The 22,284-nt window shown below is 68.0% G+C and carries 21 protein-coding genes; 8 read left to right on the top strand and 13 right to left on the bottom strand.

Annotated elements, in window-relative coordinates:
* Positions 1-6: 6 nt before the first annotated feature.
* From AC1DSZ_RS00165 to AC1DSZ_RS00150, 4 genes are all read right to left on the bottom strand, one after another.
* A complete protein-coding gene (locus AC1DSZ_RS00165) occupies positions 7-2,529 on the bottom strand; it encodes a sensor histidine kinase (RefSeq protein ID WP_476836383.1) in 2,523 nt (840 codons plus the stop codon).
* A gap of 340 nt (positions 2,530-2,869) precedes the next feature.
* Positions 2,870-4,276, bottom strand: coding sequence for an adenosylhomocysteinase (gene ahcY / locus AC1DSZ_RS00160; protein ID WP_476836382.1), 1,407 nt, complete (start codon positions 4,274-4,276; stop codon positions 2,870-2,872).
* 138 nt (positions 4,277-4,414) lie between these two features.
* Positions 4,415-4,885: a Cys-tRNA(Pro) deacylase gene (gene ybaK / locus AC1DSZ_RS00155; RefSeq protein WP_476836381.1), complete on the bottom strand. Its 471-nt coding sequence runs from the start codon at positions 4,883-4,885 to the stop codon at positions 4,415-4,417.
* Between the two features lie 228 nt (positions 4,886-5,113).
* Positions 5,114-5,386, bottom strand: coding sequence for a hypothetical protein (locus AC1DSZ_RS00150; protein ID WP_476836380.1), 273 nt, complete (start codon positions 5,384-5,386; stop codon positions 5,114-5,116).
* 150 nt (positions 5,387-5,536) lie between these two features.
* Here AC1DSZ_RS00150 and AC1DSZ_RS00145 point away from each other — a divergent pair, with 150 nt between their 5' ends.
* Both AC1DSZ_RS00145 and AC1DSZ_RS00140 read left to right on the top strand, forming a co-directional pair.
* Positions 5,537-6,439, top strand: coding sequence for a DMT family transporter (locus AC1DSZ_RS00145; RefSeq protein ID WP_476836379.1), 903 nt, complete (start codon positions 5,537-5,539; stop codon positions 6,437-6,439).
* A gap of 160 nt (positions 6,440-6,599) precedes the next feature.
* The gene (locus AC1DSZ_RS00140; RefSeq protein WP_476836378.1) at positions 6,600-7,259 is read left to right on the top strand and encodes a L,D-transpeptidase; all 660 of its coding nucleotides are present in this window, start codon (positions 6,600-6,602) and stop codon (positions 7,257-7,259) included.
* Between the two features lie 33 nt (positions 7,260-7,292).
* Here AC1DSZ_RS00140 and AC1DSZ_RS00135 read toward each other — a convergent pair whose 3' ends face one another.
* The 5 genes from AC1DSZ_RS00135 to AC1DSZ_RS00115 all read right to left on the bottom strand — a co-directional run bounded on the left by AC1DSZ_RS00135 (position 7,293) and on the right by AC1DSZ_RS00115 (position 11,086).
* Positions 7,293-7,616: an HPr family phosphocarrier protein gene (locus tag AC1DSZ_RS00135; RefSeq protein ID WP_476836377.1), complete on the bottom strand. Its 324-nt coding sequence runs from the start codon at positions 7,614-7,616 to the stop codon at positions 7,293-7,295.
* Positions 7,616-8,017, bottom strand: a complete 402-nt coding sequence (locus AC1DSZ_RS00130; protein ID WP_188515718.1) for a PTS sugar transporter subunit IIA — start codon at positions 8,015-8,017, stop codon at positions 7,616-7,618. Before AC1DSZ_RS00130 ends, AC1DSZ_RS00135 begins: the two co-directional genes overlap by 1 nt.
* A 73-nt stretch (positions 8,018-8,090) precedes the next feature.
* Complete coding sequence (locus tag AC1DSZ_RS00125; RefSeq protein WP_476836376.1) at positions 8,091-8,561, bottom strand: HPr kinase/phosphorylase; 471 nt, start codon at positions 8,559-8,561, stop codon at positions 8,091-8,093.
* Positions 8,558-10,339, bottom strand: a complete 1,782-nt coding sequence (locus AC1DSZ_RS00120; RefSeq protein WP_476836375.1) for a stimulus-sensing domain-containing protein — start codon at positions 10,337-10,339, stop codon at positions 8,558-8,560. Before AC1DSZ_RS00120 ends, AC1DSZ_RS00125 begins: the two co-directional genes overlap by 4 nt.
* Before the next feature lie 48 nt (positions 10,340-10,387).
* Positions 10,388-11,086: a response regulator transcription factor gene (locus AC1DSZ_RS00115; RefSeq protein ID WP_188515716.1), complete on the bottom strand. Its 699-nt coding sequence runs from the start codon at positions 11,084-11,086 to the stop codon at positions 10,388-10,390.
* A gap of 216 nt (positions 11,087-11,302) precedes the next feature.
* Here AC1DSZ_RS00115 and AC1DSZ_RS00110 point away from each other — a divergent pair, with 216 nt between their 5' ends.
* The 4 genes from AC1DSZ_RS00110 to AC1DSZ_RS00095 all read left to right on the top strand — a co-directional run bounded on the left by AC1DSZ_RS00110 (position 11,303) and on the right by AC1DSZ_RS00095 (position 14,696).
* The gene (locus AC1DSZ_RS00110; RefSeq protein WP_476836374.1) at positions 11,303-12,040 is read left to right on the top strand and encodes a HugZ family pyridoxamine 5'-phosphate oxidase; all 738 of its coding nucleotides are present in this window, start codon (positions 11,303-11,305) and stop codon (positions 12,038-12,040) included.
* Positions 12,041-12,278: 238 nt separating this feature from the next.
* A complete protein-coding gene (locus AC1DSZ_RS00105; protein ID WP_476836373.1) occupies positions 12,279-13,898 on the top strand; it encodes a phosphoenolpyruvate carboxykinase in 1,620 nt (539 codons plus the stop codon).
* A 127-nt stretch (positions 13,899-14,025) separates the two neighbouring features.
* Positions 14,026-14,280, top strand: a complete 255-nt coding sequence (locus tag AC1DSZ_RS00100; RefSeq protein ID WP_476836372.1) for a FitA-like ribbon-helix-helix domain-containing protein — start codon at positions 14,026-14,028, stop codon at positions 14,278-14,280.
* Positions 14,277-14,696 carry a PIN domain-containing protein gene (locus AC1DSZ_RS00095; protein WP_476836371.1) on the top strand — a complete coding sequence of 140 codons (420 nt, stop codon included), beginning with the start codon at positions 14,277-14,279 and terminating at the stop codon, positions 14,694-14,696. Before AC1DSZ_RS00100 ends, AC1DSZ_RS00095 begins: the two co-directional genes overlap by 4 nt.
* A gap of 32 nt (positions 14,697-14,728) precedes the next feature.
* Here AC1DSZ_RS00095 and AC1DSZ_RS00090 read toward each other — a convergent pair whose 3' ends face one another.
* On the bottom strand, positions 14,729-16,156 hold the full coding sequence (locus AC1DSZ_RS00090) for a sodium:proton antiporter (RefSeq protein WP_476836370.1): 1,428 nt from the start codon (positions 16,154-16,156) through the stop codon (positions 14,729-14,731).
* 107 nt (positions 16,157-16,263) lie between these two features.
* On the opposite strand from AC1DSZ_RS00090, the gene AC1DSZ_RS00085 reads away from it, so the two are divergent.
* Positions 16,264-18,264, top strand: a complete 2,001-nt coding sequence (locus AC1DSZ_RS00085) for an SDR family NAD(P)-dependent oxidoreductase (RefSeq protein WP_476836369.1) — start codon at positions 16,264-16,266, stop codon at positions 18,262-18,264.
* On the opposite strand, the gene AC1DSZ_RS00080 is transcribed toward AC1DSZ_RS00085, so the two are convergent.
* Positions 18,182-19,108 (bottom strand): NAD-dependent epimerase/dehydratase family protein, encoded by a 927-nt coding sequence (locus AC1DSZ_RS00080; protein ID WP_476836368.1) that lies wholly within the window; start codon positions 19,106-19,108, stop codon positions 18,182-18,184. The genes AC1DSZ_RS00085 and AC1DSZ_RS00080 overlap by 83 nt on opposite strands.
* 3 nt (positions 19,109-19,111) lie before the next feature.
* Entirely contained in the window at positions 19,112-20,155 is a 1,044-nt protein-coding gene (locus tag AC1DSZ_RS00075) for an MraY family glycosyltransferase (RefSeq protein WP_476836367.1), read from the bottom strand.
* A 126-nt stretch (positions 20,156-20,281) separates the two neighbouring features.
* On the opposite strand from AC1DSZ_RS00075, the gene AC1DSZ_RS00070 reads away from it, so the two are divergent.
* Entirely contained in the window at positions 20,282-20,878 is a 597-nt protein-coding gene (locus AC1DSZ_RS00070; RefSeq protein WP_476836366.1) for a hypothetical protein, read from the top strand.
* A gap of 151 nt (positions 20,879-21,029) precedes the next feature.
* On the opposite strand, the gene AC1DSZ_RS00065 is transcribed toward AC1DSZ_RS00070, so the two are convergent.
* Positions 21,030-22,256: an NAD(P)/FAD-dependent oxidoreductase gene (locus AC1DSZ_RS00065; RefSeq protein WP_476836365.1), complete on the bottom strand. Its 1,227-nt coding sequence runs from the start codon at positions 22,254-22,256 to the stop codon at positions 21,030-21,032.
* Positions 22,257-22,284: the final 28 nt, after the last annotated feature.

Raw genomic sequence — 22,284 nt, 5'->3', positions numbered from 1 at the left:
AACTCCTTACTCGGCCGCTTCGCGCGAGGATGCGCCGTTCAGCGGGAACACGCAGGTGACCACGGTGCCGCGGTCCTGCTTGGACGCGATGCTCACCTTGCCGCCATGCAGCTCGACGAAGGAGCGGACGATCGACAGTCCGAGGCCGACGCCGCGATGGCGCGAGCCGCCCGAATGACTTTCAAACCGGTCGAAGACCTTGTCCAGCAGTTCGGGCGGAATGCCGCGTCCCTGGTCGCGGACACGGAAGACGATGTCGTGCTCGGTGCGCTCGGCCGAGAGCGTGATGCTCTGGCCCTCGCGCGAGAACCCGACCGCGTTGGACAGCAGGTTGAACAGCACCTGCCGGACCCGCTTGCCGTCGGCCTTCATCTCGCCGATGGAGGCCGGCACGTCCAGCACCAGGCTGATCTTGTGCTCGGCGATGCGGTCCTGCACGCCCGCGACGGCCGCCTCGATGGTCTCGCGCACGTTCACGGGCCCGAGCTGGAGGGCCATCTCGCCGGTGTCCACGGTGGCGAGGTCAAGGATGTCGTCGATGATCGCCATCAGGGCGGCCGAGGACCGCATGATGTGGCCGGCATATTCCTTCTGGCGGTCGTTGAGCGGCCCGATGGCGCCGTCGGCCAGAAGCTGCGTGAAGCCGATCACGTTGGTGAGCGGCGAGCGCAGCTCGTAGGAGACGTGGTGGACGAAGCTCTCGCGCAGCTGGCCGGCTTTCTCCAGGGCGTCGTTGCGCTCCGTGAGCGCCCGCTCGACATTCACGGTGGCGGTGACGTCCACGAAGGTGATCAGCGTCGCGCCGTCGGGCAGCGGCGCGGCGGCGCAGTCCACCACCGAGCCGTCGCGGCGCTCCATGCGCAGTGCGAGGCCGTGGCGGCTGTCGCTGAGGCCCGCCACCGCTCCCCGGATCGCGTTCCAGTCGTCGTCATCGGGGTGCTGCTCGCGCGCCCACGCGACGATGCCGTCGATGTGCGGCCGGTCCGCCAGCGTGACGGCCGAGAGGCGCCACAAATTGGCGAAGGCCGGATTGTGCAGCTTGAGGCGTCCATCGGTGCCGAACACCGCGACGCCTTCCTTGAGGCTGTCGAGCGTTTCGCCCTGCACGCGCATCAGGGCGTTGAACTGCGTCTTGAGCTGGAAGCGCTCGGTGACGTCGTCGAACAGGTAGGTGATTCCGCCATCCGGATTCGGGTTGGTGACCACCCTCAGGGTGCGGCCGTCCGGCAGATACCAGGAGGTCTCCTTGGGCTCCAGCGCCCGGTAGGCTTCCAGCAGCGTCTTTTTCCAGCCGCGATAGTCGGCCTGCTCCGGCAGGCGACGCGCCGTGCGCAGATGGTCGAGGATCTCGCCGTCGGTGGGATGACCGTCCAGGTATGCGGCGTCGAGCTGCCACAGGTCCCTGTAGGCCGAATTGCAGAATCTCAGCCGCTTCAGATTGTCGAACACAGCCACCGCGGTGGGCAGCTGGTCCAGCGTGACGGTGTGGTTCTCGCTGAGCCGCGCCAACTCCAGCCGGAGCGCCTCGCGGTCGGACACGTCGGTCGCCATGCCGACCGAGCCGTCGCTCGCGCCGACTTCCACCACCTGATAGATGCGCCGCTCGCCGGCGGCCACGGCCGCGCACTGGCCCTGGAAAACGCTGGACCGGCCGCGGGCCCGCTGGGCTTCCTCGCGGATCGCCTTGTCGAGAAATTCAAGGCCGGACGCTGCCGCGACTGCGGCGTCGGGCGCTTCCACGGCCCGCGCATAGGCGGCGTTCACCCAGGTGAGATGGCCTTCGCCGTCGCGCCGCCACAGCGGCTGCGGCAGGGCGTCGAGGATCGCCTTGAAGCCGATCACGTCGGCGCTCGCGGCGGCGAATTCCTCACGCAGATGGAGGAGTTCGAGGCGATCGCCCGAGATCTCGCGGATGCGCAACACGGCGCGCCCCATGACCGGACGGCCTTCGGCCTCCAGGATGCGGCCGCCGACGCTGCGCACCGTCATTCGGAAGGCTTCGCCACGTTGCTTGAGGCGGTCGACAGCCGTGTCCATGGCCTGCGCCTGGGCGGCCGGAAGCCAGCTGCCGAAGCCGAGCACGCGCCGGGCGATCGGGACGTCGCCGACGACCGAGAGATCGCCCTCGATCTCGGGTTCGCCCGAGCGGCCGCCCCACGCGATCACGATCTGGGGCTCGGCCGCCAGAAGGAGGTCGGCGCGATCGTTGCGGGCCCGCAGGTCGGCGTTCTCGGCGGCGAGCCGGGCCTCGCGCTCGACCCATTTCCGTCGCTGGCCGAGATGGATCAGCGCCGTCGTGGTGGCGAAGAACACGAGGCCGACGAACACCGCGACGCCCACCGCGCCATGAGGGTCAACGCGCTGGGGCAGGATGCTCAGGCTATCGGCGAAAGACGCCGCGGAACTGCGGGACGAACAAACGACGCCGATCGCCGTGGATGAGGTCAGCAGCCGCAGGGCGGATGCGAGAACGCGTGCGGGCGCCGGGCGGTCGCGACGAATCCCGTGCGTCTGCCGTCCATCGGCCATCCTCGCGCCTCTCTTGTCGCGCCATCGGACGCCGCACCGGCGCGCGAAAGCGCACGCCGATCCAACCGCCTCCCAGCAGCCCCGCCACCCAGGCGCGCGCCGCCGCGCTCCTGGTCGATCCATGCGTCGGGCCGCCCCCGCAGCCCGTGACCGACGCCGCCTCCGCCGCAACGCGGGCGCCCCGAATCACCCTCACAATAGACTCGTGTTGACTCCGCCCGGAAGTGGTTAACGAGGGGTTGACACGCGCTTTCGCCGCCCCGAAACGAAACAACCCGACCGTGTTGCGGCCGGGTTGCACTTTCGCCTGATATCACCCGTCTGGACGGGTCAGACGTTCTCAGTAGCGATAATGCTCGGGCTTGAACGGGCCCTGCTCGGGCAGGCCGAGATAGCTCGCCTGCTTGTCCGACAACTTGGTCAGTTTCACGCCGATCTTGTCGAGGTGAAGGGCCGCGACCTTCTCGTCGAGGTGCTTCGGCAGCGTGTAGACCTTGCGCTCGTACTCGCCCTGCTTCGTCCAGAGCTCGATCTGGGCGAGCGTCTGGTTGGTGAACGAGGCCGACATCACGAAGGACGGGTGACCGGTCGCGTTGCCCAGGTTCACCAGGCGGCCTTCCGACAGCACGATGATGCGCTTGCCGTCCGCGAACTCGACCTCGTCGACCTGCGGCTTGACGTTGTGCCACTTCTGGTTGCGCAGACCGCCGATCTGGATCTCGCTGTCGAAGTGGCCGATGTTGCACACGATGGCGCGGTCCTTCATGGCCCGCATGTGGTCGACCGTGATGACGTCGACATTGCCGGTCGCGGTCACGAAGATGTCGGCGCGCGGCGCCGCGTCCTCCATGGTGACGACCTCATAGCCTTCCATGGCGGCCTGCAGGGCGCAGATCGGGTCGATCTCCGACACCATCACGCGGCAGCCGGCGTTGCGCAGCGAGGCGGCCGAGCCTTTGCCGACGTCGCCGAAGCCCGCCACCATCGCGACCTTGCCGGCCATCATCACGTCGGTGCCGCGGCGGATGCCGTCCACCAGCGACTCGCGGCAGCCATAGAGGTTGTCGAACTTGGACTTGGTGACGCTGTCGTTGACGTTGATGGCCGGGAAGAGGAGCTTGCCCTCCTTCTGCATCTGGTAGAGGCGATGCACGCCCGTGGTGGTCTCCTCGGTCACGCCCTTGATGTTCTGGCCGTTGCGCGCGTACCAGCCCGGGTGGCTCTTGAGGCGCTTCTTGATGGCCGCGAAGAGAACTTCCTCTTCCTCGTTGGTGGCGCCGTCCAGGAAGGCCGTGTCGCCGTTCTCGGCGCGAATGCCGAGATGGATCAACAGCGTCGCGTCGCCGCCGTCATCCAGGATCATGTTAGGCGTGCCGCCGTCCGACCAGTCGAAGATGTTGTGCGTGTAATCCCAGTAGTCCTCGAGGCTCTCGCCCTTGATGGCGAACACCGGGATGCCGGCGGCCGCGATGGCGGCGGCGGCGTGGTCCTGGGTGGAGTAGATGTTGCACGAGGCCCAGCGCACGTCCGCGCCGAGAGCCTTCAGGGTCTCGATCAGCACGGCCGTCTGGATGGTCATGTGAAGGGAGCCGGCCACGCGGGCGCCCTTGAGGGGCTGCGCCGCGCCGTACTCGGCCCGGGTCTTCATCAGGCCGGGCATCTCGATCTCGGCGATCGTGATCTCCTTGCGACCCCACTCGGCGAGGCCGATGTCGGCGACGCGGTAGTCGTTGAAATGATGGCTCATGGTCGGCCCTTCGGATCTGTCGGGAAACTGGTGAGCGGGTCTCTATCACGGACCGGTCGCCACGGCAATAAAGACATAAAGAAGTCTTTATACGAGGTTGCGCGAGAGTTGCGCAAAGGTTGCCGAAGCGTTGCCTCGCTACGTCAGGGAGGTGGTCTTGGCCCGAAGAGCGTCGATGATCGCCTGCGGGGCAAGGCGCACCTGCAGGCCGCGCTGGCCGCCGTTCACGTAGACGCGCTCATGCGCGAGCGCGGCTTCATCCAGGAACACCGGAACGGCCTTGCGTTGCCCGAACGGACTGATGCCGCCGACCCGGAAGCCCGTGAGGCGCTCGGCGTCGGCGGGCTTCATCATCTGGGCCGATTTGCCGCCCGCCGCCGCGGCCAGGCGCTTCATGCTGACTTCACGGTCCGAGGCGACGACCACGCAGACGGGATTGCCATCCACCAGCGCCATCAGCGTCTTCAACACGATCGCGGGCGGAACCCCCAGGCTCTCGGCGGCATGCAGGCCGATCTGAGGCGCGTCGGGATCGTATTCGTACGAGAACGCCTCGTAAGCGAGGCCTGCTCTCTCGATCGCAACCGTCGCGGGAGTTTTTCTAGGCATTCGCGGTCTCGCCAGAGCTCGCGCTGTTCTGGCGCGTCCAGCCCGCGAGAGCAACCGACTTAGGTTCTACGGTGTAGCCCTAGTTCGCGTTTCTACAGATTGTTCGCAAGCACGGCAGAACTTATCCATGAGGTCGGCGTTCTTCAGCCGTGCCCGCTTCGGGCATTTCCTCCCTGAGACTTGGGCCGCGTGAGCGGCCCTTTTTCTTTTCCGGTGCAGGTCGAGCGTTCACTTGGCCTGCTGGGTGGTTTCGTCAGGCGTTTTCGTCGGCGTGTAGTTCATGCCCTCGCGCGGCGCCGGCGCGGGACTGGCGGATGTAGTCGATCCGGTCTCCTTGGGCTGCTCACCACCCGCGAAAGCCGGATCCTTGCTGGTCTTCGCCACGAAGTCCGCGTCGTTCTGAGGCGTGGCGCCGGCGGGCTTGGCGGGAGTGGTCTGCGCCTGCGCGGAGACGATGGCGCCGATGCAGGCGAACAGGGCGGCCGTGATGGTGATGCGCAAGGTATGATCCTCCGGTTTGCGTCCCAACGCAGGCTGGAGCTTCGCGTTCCGCCTGAGCGCCACGCAGGGCGAGGCTGCCCCAATGCGGCTGCCGCGCGGCAACGAAGTGGGCTATGGCTGCCGAACCTGCAGCCTCCATCCCGAGCCGCCATGACACGCGACCACATCGACCGCCGGGCCGCGCTGATGCTCGTCGGGCTCTGCGTCCTGTGGGGCGTCCAGCAGGTTTTCGTGAAGATCGCTCTCGAGGGCGTCAGCCCCTTGTTCCAGGCCGGCCTTCGCTCGGCCGGCTCGGCGCTGCTTCTGGCCGGGTGGGCGCGGTTTCGCGGCGTTTCGCTGATCGGGACCGATGGCGCGTGGAAGCCCGGTCTCCTCGCCGGGCTGCTTTTCGGCCTCGAGTTCGTCTGCATTTTCCTGGGCGCGGAACGAACGACGTCGGCGCGGGCCGTGCTGTTCATCTACACTGCGCCGTTCGTCGTCGCGGTGGGAGCGCATTGGCTGTTGCCGGCCGAGCGGCTCGTCGGCTGGCAGATCGTCGGGCTGGCGGGAGCCTTCCTGGGCGTCGGAATCGCATTCGGCGACGGGGTGCTGCATGCAAGCTGGTCGTCAGTGCTGGGCGATGCGCTGTGCTTCGCGGCGGCGGTGCTGTGGGGCGCGACCACCTTCGTGATCCGCAAATCAAGGCTGGCGACCATCAGCGCCATCCGGACGCTGTTCTACCAGCTGTTCGTCTCGGCCGTGATGCTGCTGCCGCTGTCCTACTTGGCGGGCGAACCTGGAATCGTGCGCCTGTCGCCCGCCATCGTCGCCTCGCTGGCGTTCCAGACCGTCGTGGTCGGGTTCTTCAGCTACCTGGTGTGGTTCTGGATGGTTGCGGTGTATCCGGCCGCCAGGCTGGCGGCGTTCACATTCCTCACCCCGCTCGTGGGGGCCGTCGCCGGTTGGGCGGTGCTGGGCGATCGGCTGAGCCCGGGCTTCGCGGCCGCGATCGTCCTTGTCTGCGGCGGGATCTGGCTGGTGAACCGACGCCCCGCCCCGGTTGTGAACGGGTAGAATCCGTGACTCTTTGGACACAACGCCCGAAACACGGCCCCACCGGCCGGGACGGCCGGGTGTGCAGGGTTGGAACCCGCGCCCCGATTGGTTAGTGCTCCGCATGACCTTCGGCGTGGCGCCGAATACCCTTTTCCGCAGACAGGATCGAACCCCGCTCATGCTGTCCCGCCGTTCCCTCCTCGCCGTGCTGGCCGGCTCCGCACTCGCGGGCTGCAACACCGTCGCGCCCACCGCCAAGAAGAACCCCGACCTGATGTCCGATCCGGAACTCGCCGGGTGGTACATCGGCTATGCGCCGGACGAGCCGCACGACATTCCGCTCGTGGACCGGAGCAAGATCGCGCCCGAGTTCAACCGCCAGACCGTGTCGTATGACGGGCCCGAGAAGCCCGGCACGATCGTGGTCGATATCGACAAGCGCTTCCTCTACCTCGTCCAGCCCGGCGGCAGCGCGATGCGCTACGGCGTGGGCGTGGGTAAGCTGGGCTTCTCCTGGAAAGGCGTCGCCTCGGTGGGGCGCAAGGGCGTGTGGCCGAACTGGAGCCCCACCAAGACGATGGTGCGGATCAAGCCCGAGCTGCCGCGCTTCCGGGAAGCCGGCATCGACAATCCGCTCGGCGCGCGCGCGCTCTACCTCTACCAGAACGGCCGCGACATCCTGTTCCGGATCCACGGCACGAACGAGCCCTGGAGCATCGGCGAGCAGGTTTCGAGCGGCTGCGTGCGCATGCTGAACGAGGACGTGGCGGACCTCTATAACCGTGTCCCGGTCGGCACGACCGTGCTGGTCAAGCGCAACGGCCACTACCGCGTCTGAGGCGCCAGGCGGCGGGCTTCGGCCCGCCCCGATTTATTCTTCTTCGCCGAAGCGGTTGGCGACGAGCTCGTCCAGCGCCTGCAAGGCCTGGTCGGCGTCCGCCCCCACGGCCGTGACCGTGATGGTGGAGCCGATGCCGGCGCCCAGCGTCAGGATCCCCATGATCGACGTGCCCCCGACGGTCTCGCCGCAGCGCGTGACCTGGATGGCGGAGTCGAAACGTTCGGCGCATTGCACGAACTTCGCCGTCGCGCGGGCGTGCAGGCCCTTGCGGTTGACGATTCGGAGTTCGCGCACCAGCGCGCCGTCCGGAACGGGCGCGGGCGGGCAGTCGCAGCCGGCGTCGGGATCGTCCATCATTTGCCCGCGAGCACCCGGCTGGCGACGTTGATGTATTTGCGGCCGGCCTCCTGGGCCTGCACAACAGCCTTTTCGAGGTCGCACTCGCCCCGCACGCTGGCCAGCTTGATCAGCATGGGCAGGTTGATGCCGGCGACGACTTCGGTCTTGCCGCCGTTCATCACCGAGATAGCGAGGTTGGAGGGGGTTCCGCCGAACATGTCCGTGAGAATCACGACACCGTCGCCGGTGTCGACGGCCTCGACGGCCGACACGATATCCTGCCGGCGCTGATCCATGTCGTCGTCCGGCCCGATGGTGATCGTCTCGACCTGCTGCTGCGGGCCCACGACGTGCTCCATGGCGGCGCGAAACTCGATCGCCAGCCGCCCGTGCGTCACGAGCACCATACCGATCATGTAAACTGATCTCCTGCGCGCCAGCGGCGCACGAAGCCCTCATTTTGTGCGATGCAGCGGGAAGTGCAACCCCCTACAACGCGTTAGCCGGTTTCGGGTTCCCCGGCTCCGATGAAAACGACCCGCGACCCAGCGCCAGGAACACGCGATCCGCGTCTTCCGGACCGGCCACGATCCTTGGCAGGCTCACGCCGGCCACCTCCGCCATCAGATCATCACGATCAGGCATCCTGTCCAGTGCAACGACGCCACAATCGACCACGAGACGCAAAACGGCGGCTGATTCGTGCGCGCCGTGCAGCAGGCCCCGCCCGCGCATCTCCAGCGCGCCCGCGATCGCCGGGTGCGTGCGGGCGACGGCGCGACCGTCATGGACCCTGACGAACACGCGGTCGTCCGACACGAGCCGGGCAAACAGCCCGCGCCGGGTCGCCTCCTCGACGATCCGCCGCGCCAGGGTGGATTTTCCGGCGCCGGACGGCCCCCTGATCAGAACGCCTGCGTCGCCGACCACCACGCAGGTCGCGTGCAGGGCCTGGCTCACGGGGCGGAAACCGGCAGGCGAACATGAAAGCGCGCGCCCAGGCAGCGCCGCTCGCCGGTCCGGACGGGTTCGAGGCGGTTTTCAGCCCAGATGCGGCCGCGATGCGCCTCCACGATCTGGCGCGAGATGGACAGCCCAAGCCCGGAGTTCTGGCCGAAGCCCTGCTCGGGGCGGTCCGTGTAGAAGCGCTCGAAAATCCGCTCCAGCGCGTGGCTGGGCACGCCGGGGCCGTCGTCCTCGACGACGATCTCGATCTCGGCGCCTTCCCGTTTGAGCCCGACCCGGACCTCGCCGCCATGGGGTGAGAACGAGCGGGCGTTCTCGATCAGGTTGCTGACGACCTGCCCGAGCCGCGAATCATGGCCGAGCACGAAGAAGGCGTCGCGGCCACGCGGGTCCTCCGAAAGAAGGAGCCGCACCGAGACGCCGTCGTCGCGCCGCACGCCGTTGGCGACCGAGATCACGGTTTCGAGCAGGCGCAGGATGTCGACGGGCTCGGCGTCCGAGCGCGCCATCTCGGCGTCGAGGCGGGAGGCGTCCGAAATGTCGCTGATCAGCCGGTCGAGGCGGCGGACATCGTGCTGGATCACCTCCAGCAAACGCCCGCGGGATTCGTCCGAGCGGGCGAGCGGCAGGGTCTCGACGGCGCTGCGCAGGCTCGTGAGCGGGTTCTTCAGCTCGTGCGCGACATCGGCCGCGAAGGTCTCGATCGCCTCGATGCGGTTGTAGAGCGCCTTGGTCATGTCGCGCAGCGAGCCGGACAGGTGGCCGATCTCGTCCGAGCGATCGGTGAAGTCCGGGATTTCCTCGCGCGCCTTGACGCCTCGCCGCACCCGGTCGGCGGCCGCCGAAAGGCGCCGGATCGGCCCCGCGATGGTGCCGGCGAACAGCACCGACAGCACGATCATGACGCCGGCCGCGACGCCGAACACCCGCAGGATGGCGAAGCGCTCGCTCGCGATGATGCCGTCGATGTCGCCGCCCTGGGTGGAGAGCAGCAGCGCGCCGCGCACCGCCCGGAAGCGCTGGATCGGCACCGCCACGGACACGATGGTGTCGCCATTGGCGTTCACCCGCACCACGCTGGCGGGCGAACCCGTGAGCGAGCGCGAGACCTCCGGCAGGTTGCGGCCGTTGACCGAGTTGATCTCTTCGCTCAGCGGCAGGTTGCTGCGCCCAAAGCTGCGCTTCACCGAGTTCCAGGTCCGCTCAATGACGGTCGGCTCCTCGGCGGTGGGGGGCGGCAGCTCGAACCGCATGATGTCACCGCGCGAATAGAGCGAGCGGGAGTCGAGGATCAGGAACCCGTCGCGGTCGTAGATCCGGGCGCGGGTGCGGGTCGGCGTCACGAGGCGGCGCAGCAGCGGCGCGACCCGCTCCGGGTTGATCGAGAATTCGGTGGCGCTGTCGTCCCCGAACCCGACGCTTTCGCCGGCCTGCAGTTGCAGCAGCTTGTCGGGATCGATCGTGACCGAATCATTGTCGGCCGTGGCCGAGGCCGCCACCGCGCCGGCGATGATCTCGCCCTGGGTGAGCAGGCTCTGCACGCGCGAGTCGATCAGGCCTTCGCGAAACTGGTTGAGATAGAGAAAGCCCAGCAGCAGCGCGACGAGGCCGGCGAGGTTCAGCACCACGATCCGGCGCACGAGGCTGGACGAGCCGCGCTGGACGGCGACGCGCGTCAGCGCCCGGACGCGCGCCACGATGGCGCGGCCCAGGGAAATCCGCTTGGCTGCGGTGTCGGTCGGAATGGGGCCGTGCTCGGTCTGGGCGGTCATGGCTCGTTGGCCCCGGCGCGCGACTTCAGCGCCGCGCCGCCAGCGCCCTCAGGATTCCTTGAATCGGTAGCCGACGCCATAGAGTGTTTCGATCATCTCGAAATCGTCGTCGACCGACTTGAACTTCTTGCGCAGCCGCTTGATGTGGCTGTCGATGGTGCGGTCGTCCACATACACCTGATCGTCATAGGCCGCATCCATCAAGGCGTTGCGGCTCTTCACCACGCCCGGCCGCATGGCCAAGGCCTGCAGGATCAGGAATTCGGTGACCGTCAGCGTGACGGGCTCGCCCTTCCACGTACAGGTGTGGCGCTCGGGATCCATCTTGAGGAGCCCCCGCTCGAGCACCTTGGCGTCGCCCTCCTTGGGGGAGGCGGCTTCCTTGGCCCCGGCACGGCGCAACACAGCCTTGACGCGCTCCACCAGCAGACGCTGCGAGAACGGCTTCCGGATGAAGTCGTCGGCGCCCATCTTGAGGCCGAACAGCTCGTCGATCTCCTCGTCCTTGGAGGTGAGGAAGATGACGGGGAGGTCCGACTTCTGCCGCAGCCGGCGCAACAGCTCCATGCCGTCCATGCGCGGCATCTTGATGTCGAAGATCGCGAGGTCGGGCGGGTTCTGCTTCAGGCCGTCGAGAGCCGCGGCCCCATCCGTGAAGGTCTGGATCCGATAGCCCTCGGCCTCCAGCGCGATGGAGACGGAGGTCAGGATGTTGCGATCGTCGTCGACGAGGGCGATGGTCGGCATAGTGCGGATGTTCCCTGCCTGCCCGGCGCTCTTCGGCCGGACGGCTGGTGGTGGAAGGCTTTGCGGCGCGGACGCTCGCCGTGAAGCGCGGCTTAAATGTGACGAGGGGCCGCAGGGTTCCCGAGAAGTTCGGCCACGCGCTTGATCGTTGTGGCCATCATCGCTCATTTTCGCCACCGTCTCCAGCCTCAATGGGCGGGTCGCGAGGAGCTACCGATGTCAACCAACGATGGTCCCGCCATTGAGGCGCCGTTCGATGCCCGCGCCGAGGCGCGGCGGCTGCTGCGCACCAGCCGCTGGGCGACGCTGGCGACGCTGGACCGGCGAGCCGGCGGTCCCTACGCGTCACTGATCTCCTTCGCGGCCGACCTGGACGGCGCCCCGCTGTTGCTGATCTCGCGATTGGCCGTGCACACGCGTAATCTCGAGATCGACCCGCTGTGCTCGATCCTGCTGGCGCAGGTGGGCGCGGGCGACCCGCTGCTGCATCCACGCGTGAGCCTGACCGGGCACGCGGAGAAAACCGACGAGCCGCGCGCGAGTCGACGCTTCCTGGCCTGCCACCCCGACGCCGCTTTTTACGCCGGCTTCGCCGACTTCGCGTTCTATCGCATGGTCGTGCAGGGCGCCCATCTGGTGGCGGGCTTCGGCCGCATCGTCGACATCCCGCCGGAGGACCTCCTTTTGGCCATGGAGGACGCCGCCGGGCTGCTCGCGGCCGAGGAGGAAGCAGTGGCGCACGTGAACGCCGACCACGCGGACGCGGTGGCGCTCTACGCGACGCGGTTGCTTGGGCGCCGGGAAGGCTCGTGGCGGGTCACCGGCATCGACCCGGAAGGCTGCGACTTGGCTTTGGAAGAAGAACGAGCGCGGCTTTTGTTTTCAGAACGGGTCACTTCGCCAGCTGAACTGCGCATGGCGTTTCAGCAACTGGCAACCCTCGCACGTGGTTAAGATCATCTTCCCTGAACCGATTTAGATGCTGCGATGCAGCACGTCCGAAAAGGCTCAATTCCATTTAAGTCCAACGAACGACTTGTTCCGCCGCGCGTCTCGTGATTGTTGAGACCGAGGTTTCGCAACCGGGCGCATCGCGCCGGCTGGGGCGTAGCCATGCTGGACCGGTTCCCCCGCCGGTTCTTTCGACCATGCGGCCAGAGCGGCCTTCGCGCGACGCGAGGAGTTAAGTATCGTGGACAATGTCGGCACCCACAACGGCGCGCACGGCGCTGAGGCGTTCGGCTTCAAGAACCTGAAACGGGTGTTCTGGAACCTCCAGACTCCACGGCTCTACGAGGAGGCGATCGCCCGCAAGGAGGCCATCCTGGCCCAGGGCGGCCCGCTCGTGGCCGAAACCGGCGCCCACACGGGCCGCTCCCCCAAGGACAAGTTCACCGTCAAGGACGCCACCACGGCCGACCATGTCTGGTGGGAGAACAACGGCGCGATCTCTCCCGAGCACTTTGAAGTGCTGCTGGGCGACATGCTGGAGCACGCCAAGGGCAAGGAGCTCTTCGCGCAGGACCTCTATGGCGGCGCGGACCCGAGCTTCCGCGTCAAGGTGCGCGTGTTCACCGAGTATGCCTGGCACTCGCTGTTTATCCGCACCATGCTGATCCGGCCCGAGTGGCAGGACCTGGCGGGCTTTTTGCCCGACATGACGATCGTGGACCTGCCGTCCTTCAAGGCTGACCCGGCCCGGCACGGCTGCCGCAGCGAGACCGTGATCGCCTGCGATTTCACCCGCAAGATCGTGCTGATCGGCAACTCGTCCTATGCGGGCGAGATGAAGAAGTCGGTGTTCGGCTACCTGAACTTCGTGCTGCCCCCCAAGGGCGTGATGCCGATGCACTGCTCGGCGAACACGGCTAAGGAGTCCAAGGAGGACGTGGCGCTGTTCTTCGGCCTGTCGGGCACCGGCAAGACCACGCTCTCGGCCGACCCGAACCGCACCCTGCTGGGCGACGACGAGCACGGCTGGGCGCCGGGCGGCGTGTTCAACTTCGAGGGCGGCTGCTACGCCAAGGCGATCAAGCTGTCGCGCGAGGCGGAGCCGGAGATCTACGCCACCACCGAGCGCTTCGGCACCGTGATGGAAAACGTCGTTCTCGACCCCGAGACCCGCATCCCGGACTTCGACGACGGCTCCAAGACCGAGAATACCCGCATCGCCTACCCGCTGGACTTCATCCCCAACGCGTCCCTGACGGGCCGCGCCGGCGCGCCGAAGAACATCGTGATGCTCACCTGCGACGCCTTCGGGGTGATGCCGCCGATCGCCAAGCTGACGCCTGCCCAGGCCATGTACCACTTCCTGTCGGGCTACACCGCCAAGGTGGCGGGCACCGAAAAGGGCGTGACGGAGCCGCAGGCGACGTTCTCGACCTGCTTCGGCGCGCCCTTCATGCCGCGGCACCCCTCCGTTTATGGCAACATGTTGCGCGAGCTCATCGGCAAGCACGGCGTCGATTGCTGGCTGGTGAACACCGGCTGGACGGGCGGCAAGTACGGCGTCGGCCGGCGCATGCCGATCCGCGTCACCCGCCGCCTGCTCACGGCGGCGCTGGAAGGCTCGCTCAACAAGGCGGACTTCCGCACCGACCCCTATTTCGGCTTCTCGGTGCCGACCTCGGTGCCCGGCGTCGAGCCGCACATCCTCTATCCGGTAAAGACCTGGGCCAACAAAGCCGAGTTCGCCGAGATGGCGCAGCGGCTGGTGACCATGTTCACGGACAACTTCCAGAAGTTCGAAGCCCACGTGGACTCGGACGTGAAAGCGGCCGCGCCGAGCAACCAGATGGCTGCCGAGTAAGCCAAACCAAGCTGCAGACACAAGGCCCCGGGCGCCAGCTCGGGGCCTTTTTTGTGAGCGCCAGCCTTCAACTTGCAAAGTGCTATCGTTTAACCTATTTTGATATCATCAATGTAGAGGTTCAAGCTTGCCAGCCGTCACCATCCGCAACTTGTCAGTCGAGGTGCACCGGGCTCTGAAGCAGCGGGCTGCTCAGCACCATCGGAGCACGGAAGCTGAAATACGCGCCATTCTCGAGGACGCGGTCCAGCCTGAAGGGCGCGTGCTGATCGGGTCTGTTTTGAGGGGCATCGGCCAAGCCGCAGAGTTCACTGACGCGGAGATCGATGCGATCCAGCAATCGCGCGACAAGCGTGGTGCCGATCCCATCAGCCTCGAATGATCCTCCTGGACACCAACGTCGTTTCCGAAACGATGAGGCCCCATCCGGAGCCATCGGTCATCGCGTGGCTGGACGCCCAGGCGGCGGAAACGCTTTACATGTCCAGCATCACCGCAGCCGAGTTGATGTTCGGCGTTCGAGCGTTGCCGGACGGCCGCCGCAAAGACGCCTTGGCGGATGCGGTCGAGCAAATCATCGCGTTGTTTGCCGAACGTCTTCTCGACTTCGACATGCGTGCGGCGCGCCAGTACGCCGACCTCGCAAGCAAAGCTCGGTCGGCCGGCTTGGCGCTTTCCACGCCGGACGGTTTCATTGCGGCGATCGCGTCTGCGAACGGCTTTTCCGTGGCGTCCCGCGACATCGGCCCTTTCCGGGCCGCAGGGGTCTCGGTCATCGATCCTTGGATCACCACCTAGGCTTGCCCTAGCACTGGCGCCGCCTCTGCCTCTCACGCCCTGAAGAACACCCACGTGACCAGCAGGAAGGTCGGGATCAGCACCGCGCCCGACCACAGCATGTAGCCGAAGAAGCTCGGCATCCTGACGCCGCCGTCGCGCGCGATGGCGTAGACCATGAAGTTCGGGGCGTTGCCGATATAGCTGTTGGCGCCCATGAACACCGCGCCGCACGAGATGGCGGCCAGCGTCAGCGCGCCCTGGGTCATCAGCGCCTGCGCGTCGCCGCCCGCGAGCTGGAAGAACACCAGATAGGTCGGAGCGTTGTCGAGGAACGATGACAGGGCGCCCGTGAGCCAGAAATAGGCGGCGTTGTTGGCGCTTCCGTCCGGATTTGTGACGAGTGCGACCAGCGGCGCAAAGGCGCCGTCGCGGCCGGCCTGCAGCATGGCGAGCACCGGGATCATGGTGACGAAGATGCCGGCGAAGAGCTTGGCGACTTCGACAATGGGTCCCCACGAGAAGCCGTTCGCCTCGCGCCAGGCGGGCTTGGTGAGCTTCATCGACGCGACCGCGACCGCCACCATGGCGAGGTCGCGAACCAGACCCTGCCATTCAACCGCCACGCCAAACAGCGTGAAGGCGACGCCCGGCTTCCAGCCGGCGCTGAGCAGGATGGCGACGATGATCACGCCGATCAGCGCGACGTTGACGAGGCCGCGCACGCGAATATGGCGATCGGGCGTCGGGTCCCGCAGGCGGTCTTCCTTGCGGTAGATGATCGTGTCCAGGACGAAGAACACGGCCAGCACGATCCCGGCTGCGAACAGCGTCTCGTGCGCCAGATGGGTGGTGGTCCAGAAGAAGTCGACGCCGCGCAGGAAGCCAAGGAACAGCGGCGGATCGCCCAGGGGCGTCAGCGCTCCGCCAAGGTTAGACACCAGGAAGATGAAGAATACGAAGACGTGCGTGTTGTGCTTGCGGTCGTCGTTGGCGCGGATCATCGGGCGGATCATCACCATGGACGCGCCCGTGGTCCCGATGAGGCTGGCCAGGCCCGCCCCGATGGCGAGCAGGAGGGCGTTCATGGCCGGCGAGCCATGGATGTTGCCGGCGATCAGAATGCCGCCGGCCGTCGTGAACAGCGCGAGCAACAGCAGCAGGAACGGGATATAGTCGAGCAGGGCCGTGTGGGCGAGAGCCGAGGCTGTCGGGGCCGTCCCGGCCGTGAGCGCCAGCGGCACGGCGGTCAGGGCCGCCCAAAAGGCCGCGATCTTGCCCTGGTGATGCTCCCAGGCGTGCGGGGCGAGCAGCGGAAACAGCGCGATCGACAGGAGCATGCCGACAAAGGGCAGCGCCCAGACGCCGCCCAGCGCCGCGCCGTTGAGCCCATCGGCCGCCCAGGCGCCTGTCGGCGCGCCGATTGCGGAGACCGCCAGGCCGGCCGTGACGGCGGCGTTCACTCTTGCTGATCGGCGCATGCGACGTGCTCCCCTGCCCGCCCGCTGCTTAGCCGAAGGATCCCCGGGCGGCAATCGAGGCCGGCGCGCCGGTTGACACCGCTGGCGCGCCGCCCGATACCGCGCCCATGTCCGTGCTCAGCCGCATCAGCTGGAAAAAGGCGCTCGTCGTGGTTCACGACGTCGCAATGACGGCCGCGGCGCTGGCGGCCGTGTTCGTGCTCCGGTTCGAGGGGCCGCAGCTCACGGCACGGCTACGCTATCTGCCGGTGATCATCCCGGGTTTCGCAGCCTATGCGAGCGTCGTCTACTGGTATTTCGGGCTCTACAAATCGCGCTGGCGGTTTGCGTCCCTGCCGGACCTGTCGGGCATCGTCAAGGCCGTGTCGGTGCTCAGCATCTCGTTGCTGCTGCTTGATTATGTGCTGGTGTCGGAGGACTTCTACGGCAACTTCTACTTCGGCAAGATCTCCATCGCGCTGTACTGGATGATCCAGATCTTCTTTCTGGGCGGGCCGCGCGTGACCTACCGCTACTCGCGATTCGTCCGCTCTCGCGACCAGGCTGGGAAGCTCGCCACCACGCCGGCGCTGATCCTCGGCCGGGCCGTGGACGTCGAGATCGTGCTGCGTGCGCTGGAGAATGGCGGGTTGCGGCGAATTCACGCCGTGGGCGCGCTGTCGCCGCGCGCCAGCGACGCCGGGCAGAGCCTGCGCGGCATCCAGGTGAGGGCCGGCTTCCGCAATCTCGAGAAGCTCGTGGCGGACTTCGCCGAGCGCGGCGTCAGCGTCAAGCGCCTGATCGCGACGCCGTCGGCGCTCGCGCCCGAGGCCGAGCCCGAAGAACTTTTCGCGGCGGCCCGGCGGCTCGGCATTCCGCTCACGCGGTTCCAGACACTGGACGAGGGCGCGGGCGCGGCCGCCAGCCTCGCGCCGGTGGAGATCGACGACCTCCTGCTGCGCCCGAGCGTCAACATCGACCGCAATCGCCTGCGCGGACTGGTGGAAGGTCGCCGGGTGATCGTGACGGGCGGCGGCGGCTCCATCGGCAGCGAGATGGCGCTGCGGGTGGCGGCCTTCGGGGCGGCCGAGCTCATGGTGGTGGAAAGCTCCGAGCCGGCGTTGCACGCCATCACGGAGGCGCTGGCGCTGCAGGCCACCGTGACGAAGTTCGTGGGCGTGCTCGCCGACATCCGCGACCGGGTCAGGATCGAGCGGGTGTTCCGACGGTTCCAGCCCGACCTCGTATTCCATGCGGCGGCGCTGAAGCACGTGCCCTACCTCGAGCAGGACTGGGACGAGGCGATCAAAACCAACGTGTTCGGCTCCGTGAACGTGCTGGACGCCGCCGTGGCGGCCGGCGCGAGCGCGGCCGTGATGATCTCGACCGACAAGGCCATCGAGCCCGTCTCGATGCTGGGCGCCACCAAGCGCTTCGCCGAAATGTACGCGCAGGCGCTCGACGCCGAAGCCGCGCGGGCTCAGCCCAATGGTGCGCCGCGCATGCGGCTGGTGGCGGTGCGCTTCGGCAACGTGCTGGGATCGAACGGCTCCGTGGTGCCGAAATTCAAGGCGCAGATCGCCCATGGGGGGCCGGTGACGGTCACGCATCCCGACATGGTGCGCTACTTCATGACGGTGCGCGAAGCGGCCGAACTGGTGCTCACCGCCGCGTCCCACGCCGACGTCGACATGCGCGCCCCTGCGGCCGACATGGCCGAGACGCCCTCCGTCTACGTGCTGAAGATGGGCCAGCCGGTGAAGATCATGGCGCTCGCCGAGCGGATGATCCGGCTCGCCGGCTTTGAGCCCGGCGTCGACATCGAGATCGCCGTCACGGGCTCGCGCCCGGGCGAAAGGCTCAACGAGATCCTGTTCGACCAGGCCGAGCCGACGGTCGAGACCGGCGTGGATGGGCTCATGGCCGCCAAGCCGCTGTTCGCCGACAAAGCCCGCATCGAGGCGTGGCTGGCGCAGCTGCGCGCCGCGCTGGATGCCGACGATCGCGAGATGGGCCGGCGCGTGCTCGCCGAAGCGGTGCCGGCATTTACGCGGGCCGAGATCCCGGCGCCAGCCAGCGCCGTATCCCCTCCGGCGTTGAGCGCACCGGCGGCGTCCAGCCCAGGCTGATCAGCCGCGACGGCGACGCCGTCATGGCGCCGGAGAGGCGCTCCCAGGCTTCTCCCTTGCGGAGCGCTCGCAGCGCCCCGCCCATGAGCGCGGGAGGAATGGGAAGCAGCATCGCGGGCCGACCGAGCGCAGCCCTCATCGCGGCGACGAGCGCGCCCAAGGCGATCGGCTCCGGATCGGCGACGATGAAAGCGCCTCGTGTCGGTTCGGCCGCCTCCAGCGCGAACGCGACCGCGGAGGCCAGGTTTTCGACCGACACCACCGAGCGTGGCGTCTGGAGAGCGCCAAAGGGCAGCGGCACGGGAAGGCGAGCCAGCTTGGCCAAAGCGCCCATGTTGCCGCGCACGCCGGGCCCGTAGACCACCACCGGCCGCAAGGCCGTGGCGTTCAGGCCGGGGAGGGCGGCCAGCCCGCGCTCCGCCTCAAGCTTTGAGCGTCCATAGGCGTCCGTCGGCTCGGGGGCGTCATCCTCGGTGAGCGCATGCGTGGACGTCGGTCCTGATTGGGCGCGGATCGAGGACAGGAACACGAAGCGGCTTACCCTTTCTGCGGCGGCCTGCGCGAGCGCGAGCGTGGCGTCGCGATTGACGCGGGCGTAGAGGTCGTCCGGCAGGCCAGGCCCGGCATGCGCGATCCCGGCGCCATGCACCACTGCGTCGACGCCTTGCAAAAGCGGGCCCCAGTCGACCGGCTCTCCGAGATCGCCGATGGGCGCCAGTTCGGCGCCGGGCGGCAGAGCGGCGGAATCGCGCATCGCCGCGCGCACGGCGTGGCCGCGCGCCAGGAGGTCGGCCGCGAGATGCCGGCCGACGAAGCCGGACGCGCCGGTGAGCAGCACCCGCATGCGTCAGCCTTTCCGGCGCTTCTGCGCAAAGTCGGCCAGCAGGGCCGCTACGCTGAGCGCCGCCACGCCGGCCCCCAGCACGCCACGCGCGGGCGTGAAGCCGGCGGCCAGGATGATGGCGACGCCCGCGAGCGTCAGGTTCACGGTGAACACGCGCGACACGACGCCCATCACCGAGAGGCCGTTGGTGGTCGCCTGCTGGTAGAAGTGGCTGCGATGCGCGTCCCAGATGCGCTCGCGGCGCGCCATGCGGCGCAGCAGCGTGATGGTGGCGTCCGCCAGATAGTAGAGCGGCAGGATCAGCGCCGGGAGCAAATGGCCGGCGCTCGCGAGGCGGTACAGCGCGTAGCCCGCCAGCAACCCGATCGGCAGGCTGCCGACGTCGCCCAGAAACAGCCGCGCGGTCGGCTTGTTGAACGGCGCGAAGCCGAGCAGCGCGCCTCCGAGCGCCGCCGCCGCGACGCCGGCGCTGACCGGCGCGAGGTGAATGGCAGACAGCACGGCCAGCGCGGCGCTCACGGGTACCAATTCGGCAACCGTGATCCAGTCCAGCCCGTCCATGAAGTTCGTGAGGTTCACGAACCACAGCCCGGCGAAAGCCACCACCGCGCGCTCCAGGGCGAGCGGCACGGCGTCGGGCGTCACGCGGGCGTCAGCCGGAATGGCGTAGACGGCCGCCGCCACCGCGACGGCCTGGACGAGGAGGCGCGGCAGCGCCGGAAGCGGCCGGATGTCGTCCACGGCCCCAAGCGCCGCCAGCACGGCGGCGGCGCCGCACAGGACGAGCAACGATGTCGTTTCCCCGGCCGGGGTGGCCGGCGCCAAAAGCGCGAGCAGGACGAGCAGCAACACGGCGACGCCCGCCACCGCGACGCCGCCGCCCTGTGGGGTCGGCTCCCTATGGCTCGAGCGCGCATTGGGGCGCGCCAGGGCGTAGCGGCGCAACGCCGGCATCAGGAGCGGGATCGCGAGCCACGTCAGCACCGCCGTGGCGGCGGCGAGAAGGGCCAGCGCCGGCGCGGACCGCAGGGCGTCAAAGGGCGGCATGAGACTTCCACGAATGCGGGACGGCGGACCTTACCGGTTCGCTCGGGCGCGGCCAATGCTCGACGGAGCCGAACCTCGGAGCCGCCGCCCCTCCCCGGCCATGATCTTCGCCCTATGTCCAACCCCATGAGCACGCGTACCCGGACGGCCCGCGCCGCCCGACCCCAACCCTCGGCGGCGACCATCGACAAGGTGTTCGCGCTCGTCCTCCATTTGGGCGAGCGGCGGCCCGCGTCGACCTTGCCGCGCCGGCTGATCCCGCTCTTCCGGGAACTCGCCCTGCCCGAGCCGGAGCGCGACCCGGACGACATCGAGGACCTGATCTGGGCGCACTGGATCGCCCACAAGGACCTGCACGCGTCGAGCCAGATGGCGGCCGCCATCGAGGCCATCGGGGCCGGCGCGCTGGACCTCGCCCGCGCGATGCTGGATCGCCTGGTGGAGAGCGAACCACGCTGGGCCGAGGCCTGGAACAAGCGGGCCACGCTGGCCTTCATCGAAAAGCGGGACGCGGACGCGCTGCTCGACATCGAGCAGACGCTGATGCTGGAGCCGCGGCATTTCGGGGCGATCTCGGGCTTTGGCCAGATTTGCTTGCGCCATCAGCGTTTCGCAGAAGCTCGGGCGGCCTTCCAGGTGGCGCTGCGCGTCAATCCGCATCTGCTCGGCCTGCAGGAAGCCATCGAGGAGATCGGCTCCACGCCCATGCGCGAGCTGCACTGAGGCGCTGCGTCGTAGGCCCCTTGCACAGCCAGCCGCCTCCTCGCCGTCATTGCGAGCCGGAGGCGAAGCAATCCAGTCTAAACGCCCGGCGTTAGGCTGGATTGCTTCGCTGGCGCTCGCACTGACGGGAGAATGGCCCCTGCCACTCGCCTCAGATCACATTCCGCTCCAGCAGCGGCCGGTTGGCGGCGATGCGGTCGAAGCCCATCTCGCTGAGGTCCAGCGACAGGTAACGGCCATGCACGATCAACTCCGCCAACCCGCGTCCCACGGCGGGAGATTGTTGCAGGCCATGGCCCGAGAAGCCGTTCGCGAGAAAGAAGTTCTCCAGCCCGCCGGCCTTGCCCAGGATGGCGTTGTGATCGAACAGGTTCATGTCGTAATGGCCGGCCCAGGCGCGGCCGGGGCGGATCTGCTCGAAGGCGGGCACGCGCGTCGCCAGCGCGGGCCAGATGAAATCCTCGAAGAAGCCCCAATCGACGTCGAACTCGTCTGAGTCGGGATCGTCCATCTCGGCCGTGGGGCCGGCGCTGCCGATAAAGAGCTGCCCTTCGGGCCCGCGCCGACCTTCCGGCCGGAACCATGCCCCTGAGGGATCGATCAGCAGCGGCGCGTTTTCGATCTCGGCCTTGCACGTGAAGCTGAACACGAAGCGCTTTCGGGAGTGGACCGGGATGTCCACGCCAGCGAGCGCCGCGACCTGGCGACCGCCGGACGCGCCCGCCGCATTCACGACGGCGCCGCATGCGATCCGCGAGCCATCGGCCAGCCGCACGGCCGACACGCGCGCGCCGTCCCGCTCGATCGCGGTCGCCTGGCCTTCGACATAGATCGCGCCGAGGCTTCGGGCTTTCTTGCGGAAGGCCTGCATCAGGCCCCAGCCGTCGAACCAGCCCTCGCCGGTGCGGCCCCAGGTTCCGCAGGAGAGATCCTCGGTGTTGAGCCAGGGGTAGCGGGCGCGCAGCGCTTGCGGATCGAGCAGGAGAATGTCGGCGCCCTCGGCCTGCTGCAGGGCGTTGTTGTCCCGGAGCACGGGCGCGCCGTCCGGGCCCGCGACGTAGAGATAGCCGCCCTCGGTCAGCCCGATCTCAGGATGGTCGTCGCCTACCGCCAGACGTTGGCCGATCTCGCGCAGGAACTGAATGCCGTAGAGCGAGATGCGAATGTTCACCGCGCTGGAATATTGCTGGCGAATGGACGCCGCCGACAGCGCGGAGGCCGAGAACTGGTAGGTCGGGTCTTTCTCGATCACGACCACGCGGCCCGTGAAGGCCGGATCGGCCGCGATGTGGCACGCGATCGAGGAGCCGATCGCCGCGCCGCCGATGATGACCACATCGGCCGAAGCGGGAAGCTGGGAAGCAGGCTGGGATGTCATCGGCAGGCCGGTCTAGCGGGTGTGGAGA

Source organism: Alsobacter sp. P4_H11, from assembly GCF_056400925.1.
Note: the sequence above shows the minus strand (reverse complement) of the source record. Positions and strands in the feature narration are given on the sequence as shown.

Bases quoted from the DNA above. Each gene is read 5' to 3' on its own strand.
- AC1DSZ_RS00165 (WP_476836383.1), bottom strand. From the start codon at position 2,529: ATGGCCGATGGACGGCAGACGCACGGGATTCGTCGCGACCGCCCGGCG.
- ahcY (WP_476836382.1), bottom strand. From the start codon at position 4,276: ATGAGCCATCATTTCAACGACTACCGCGTCGCCGACATCGGCCTCGCC.
- ybaK (WP_476836381.1), bottom strand. From the start codon at position 4,885: ATGCCTAGAAAAACTCCCGCGACGGTTGCGATCGAGAGAGCAGGCCTC.
- AC1DSZ_RS00145 (WP_476836379.1), top strand. From the start codon at position 5,537: ATGACACGCGACCACATCGACCGCCGGGCCGCGCTGATGCTCGTCGGG.
- AC1DSZ_RS00140 (WP_476836378.1), top strand. From the start codon at position 6,600: ATGCTGTCCCGCCGTTCCCTCCTCGCCGTGCTGGCCGGCTCCGCACTC.
- AC1DSZ_RS00135 (WP_476836377.1), bottom strand. From the start codon at position 7,616: ATGGACGATCCCGACGCCGGCTGCGACTGCCCGCCCGCGCCCGTTCCG.
- AC1DSZ_RS00130 (WP_188515718.1), bottom strand. From the start codon at position 8,017: ATGATCGGTATGGTGCTCGTGACGCACGGGCGGCTGGCGATCGAGTTT.
- AC1DSZ_RS00120 (WP_476836375.1), bottom strand. From the start codon at position 10,339: ATGACCGCCCAGACCGAGCACGGCCCCATTCCGACCGACACCGCAGCC.
- AC1DSZ_RS00115 (WP_188515716.1), bottom strand. From the start codon at position 11,086: ATGCCGACCATCGCCCTCGTCGACGACGATCGCAACATCCTGACCTCC.
- AC1DSZ_RS00110 (WP_476836374.1), top strand. From the start codon at position 11,303: ATGTCAACCAACGATGGTCCCGCCATTGAGGCGCCGTTCGATGCCCGC.
- AC1DSZ_RS00095 (WP_476836371.1), top strand. From the start codon at position 14,277: ATGATCCTCCTGGACACCAACGTCGTTTCCGAAACGATGAGGCCCCAT.
- AC1DSZ_RS00090 (WP_476836370.1), bottom strand. From the start codon at position 16,156: ATGCGCCGATCAGCAAGAGTGAACGCCGCCGTCACGGCCGGCCTGGCG.
- AC1DSZ_RS00085 (WP_476836369.1), top strand. From the start codon at position 16,264: ATGTCCGTGCTCAGCCGCATCAGCTGGAAAAAGGCGCTCGTCGTGGTT.
- AC1DSZ_RS00080 (WP_476836368.1), bottom strand. From the start codon at position 19,108: ATGCGGGTGCTGCTCACCGGCGCGTCCGGCTTCGTCGGCCGGCATCTC.
- AC1DSZ_RS00075 (WP_476836367.1), bottom strand. From the start codon at position 20,155: ATGCCGCCCTTTGACGCCCTGCGGTCCGCGCCGGCGCTGGCCCTTCTC.
- AC1DSZ_RS00070 (WP_476836366.1), top strand. From the start codon at position 20,282: ATGAGCACGCGTACCCGGACGGCCCGCGCCGCCCGACCCCAACCCTCG.
- AC1DSZ_RS00065 (WP_476836365.1), bottom strand. From the start codon at position 22,256: ATGACATCCCAGCCTGCTTCCCAGCTTCCCGCTTCGGCCGATGTGGTC.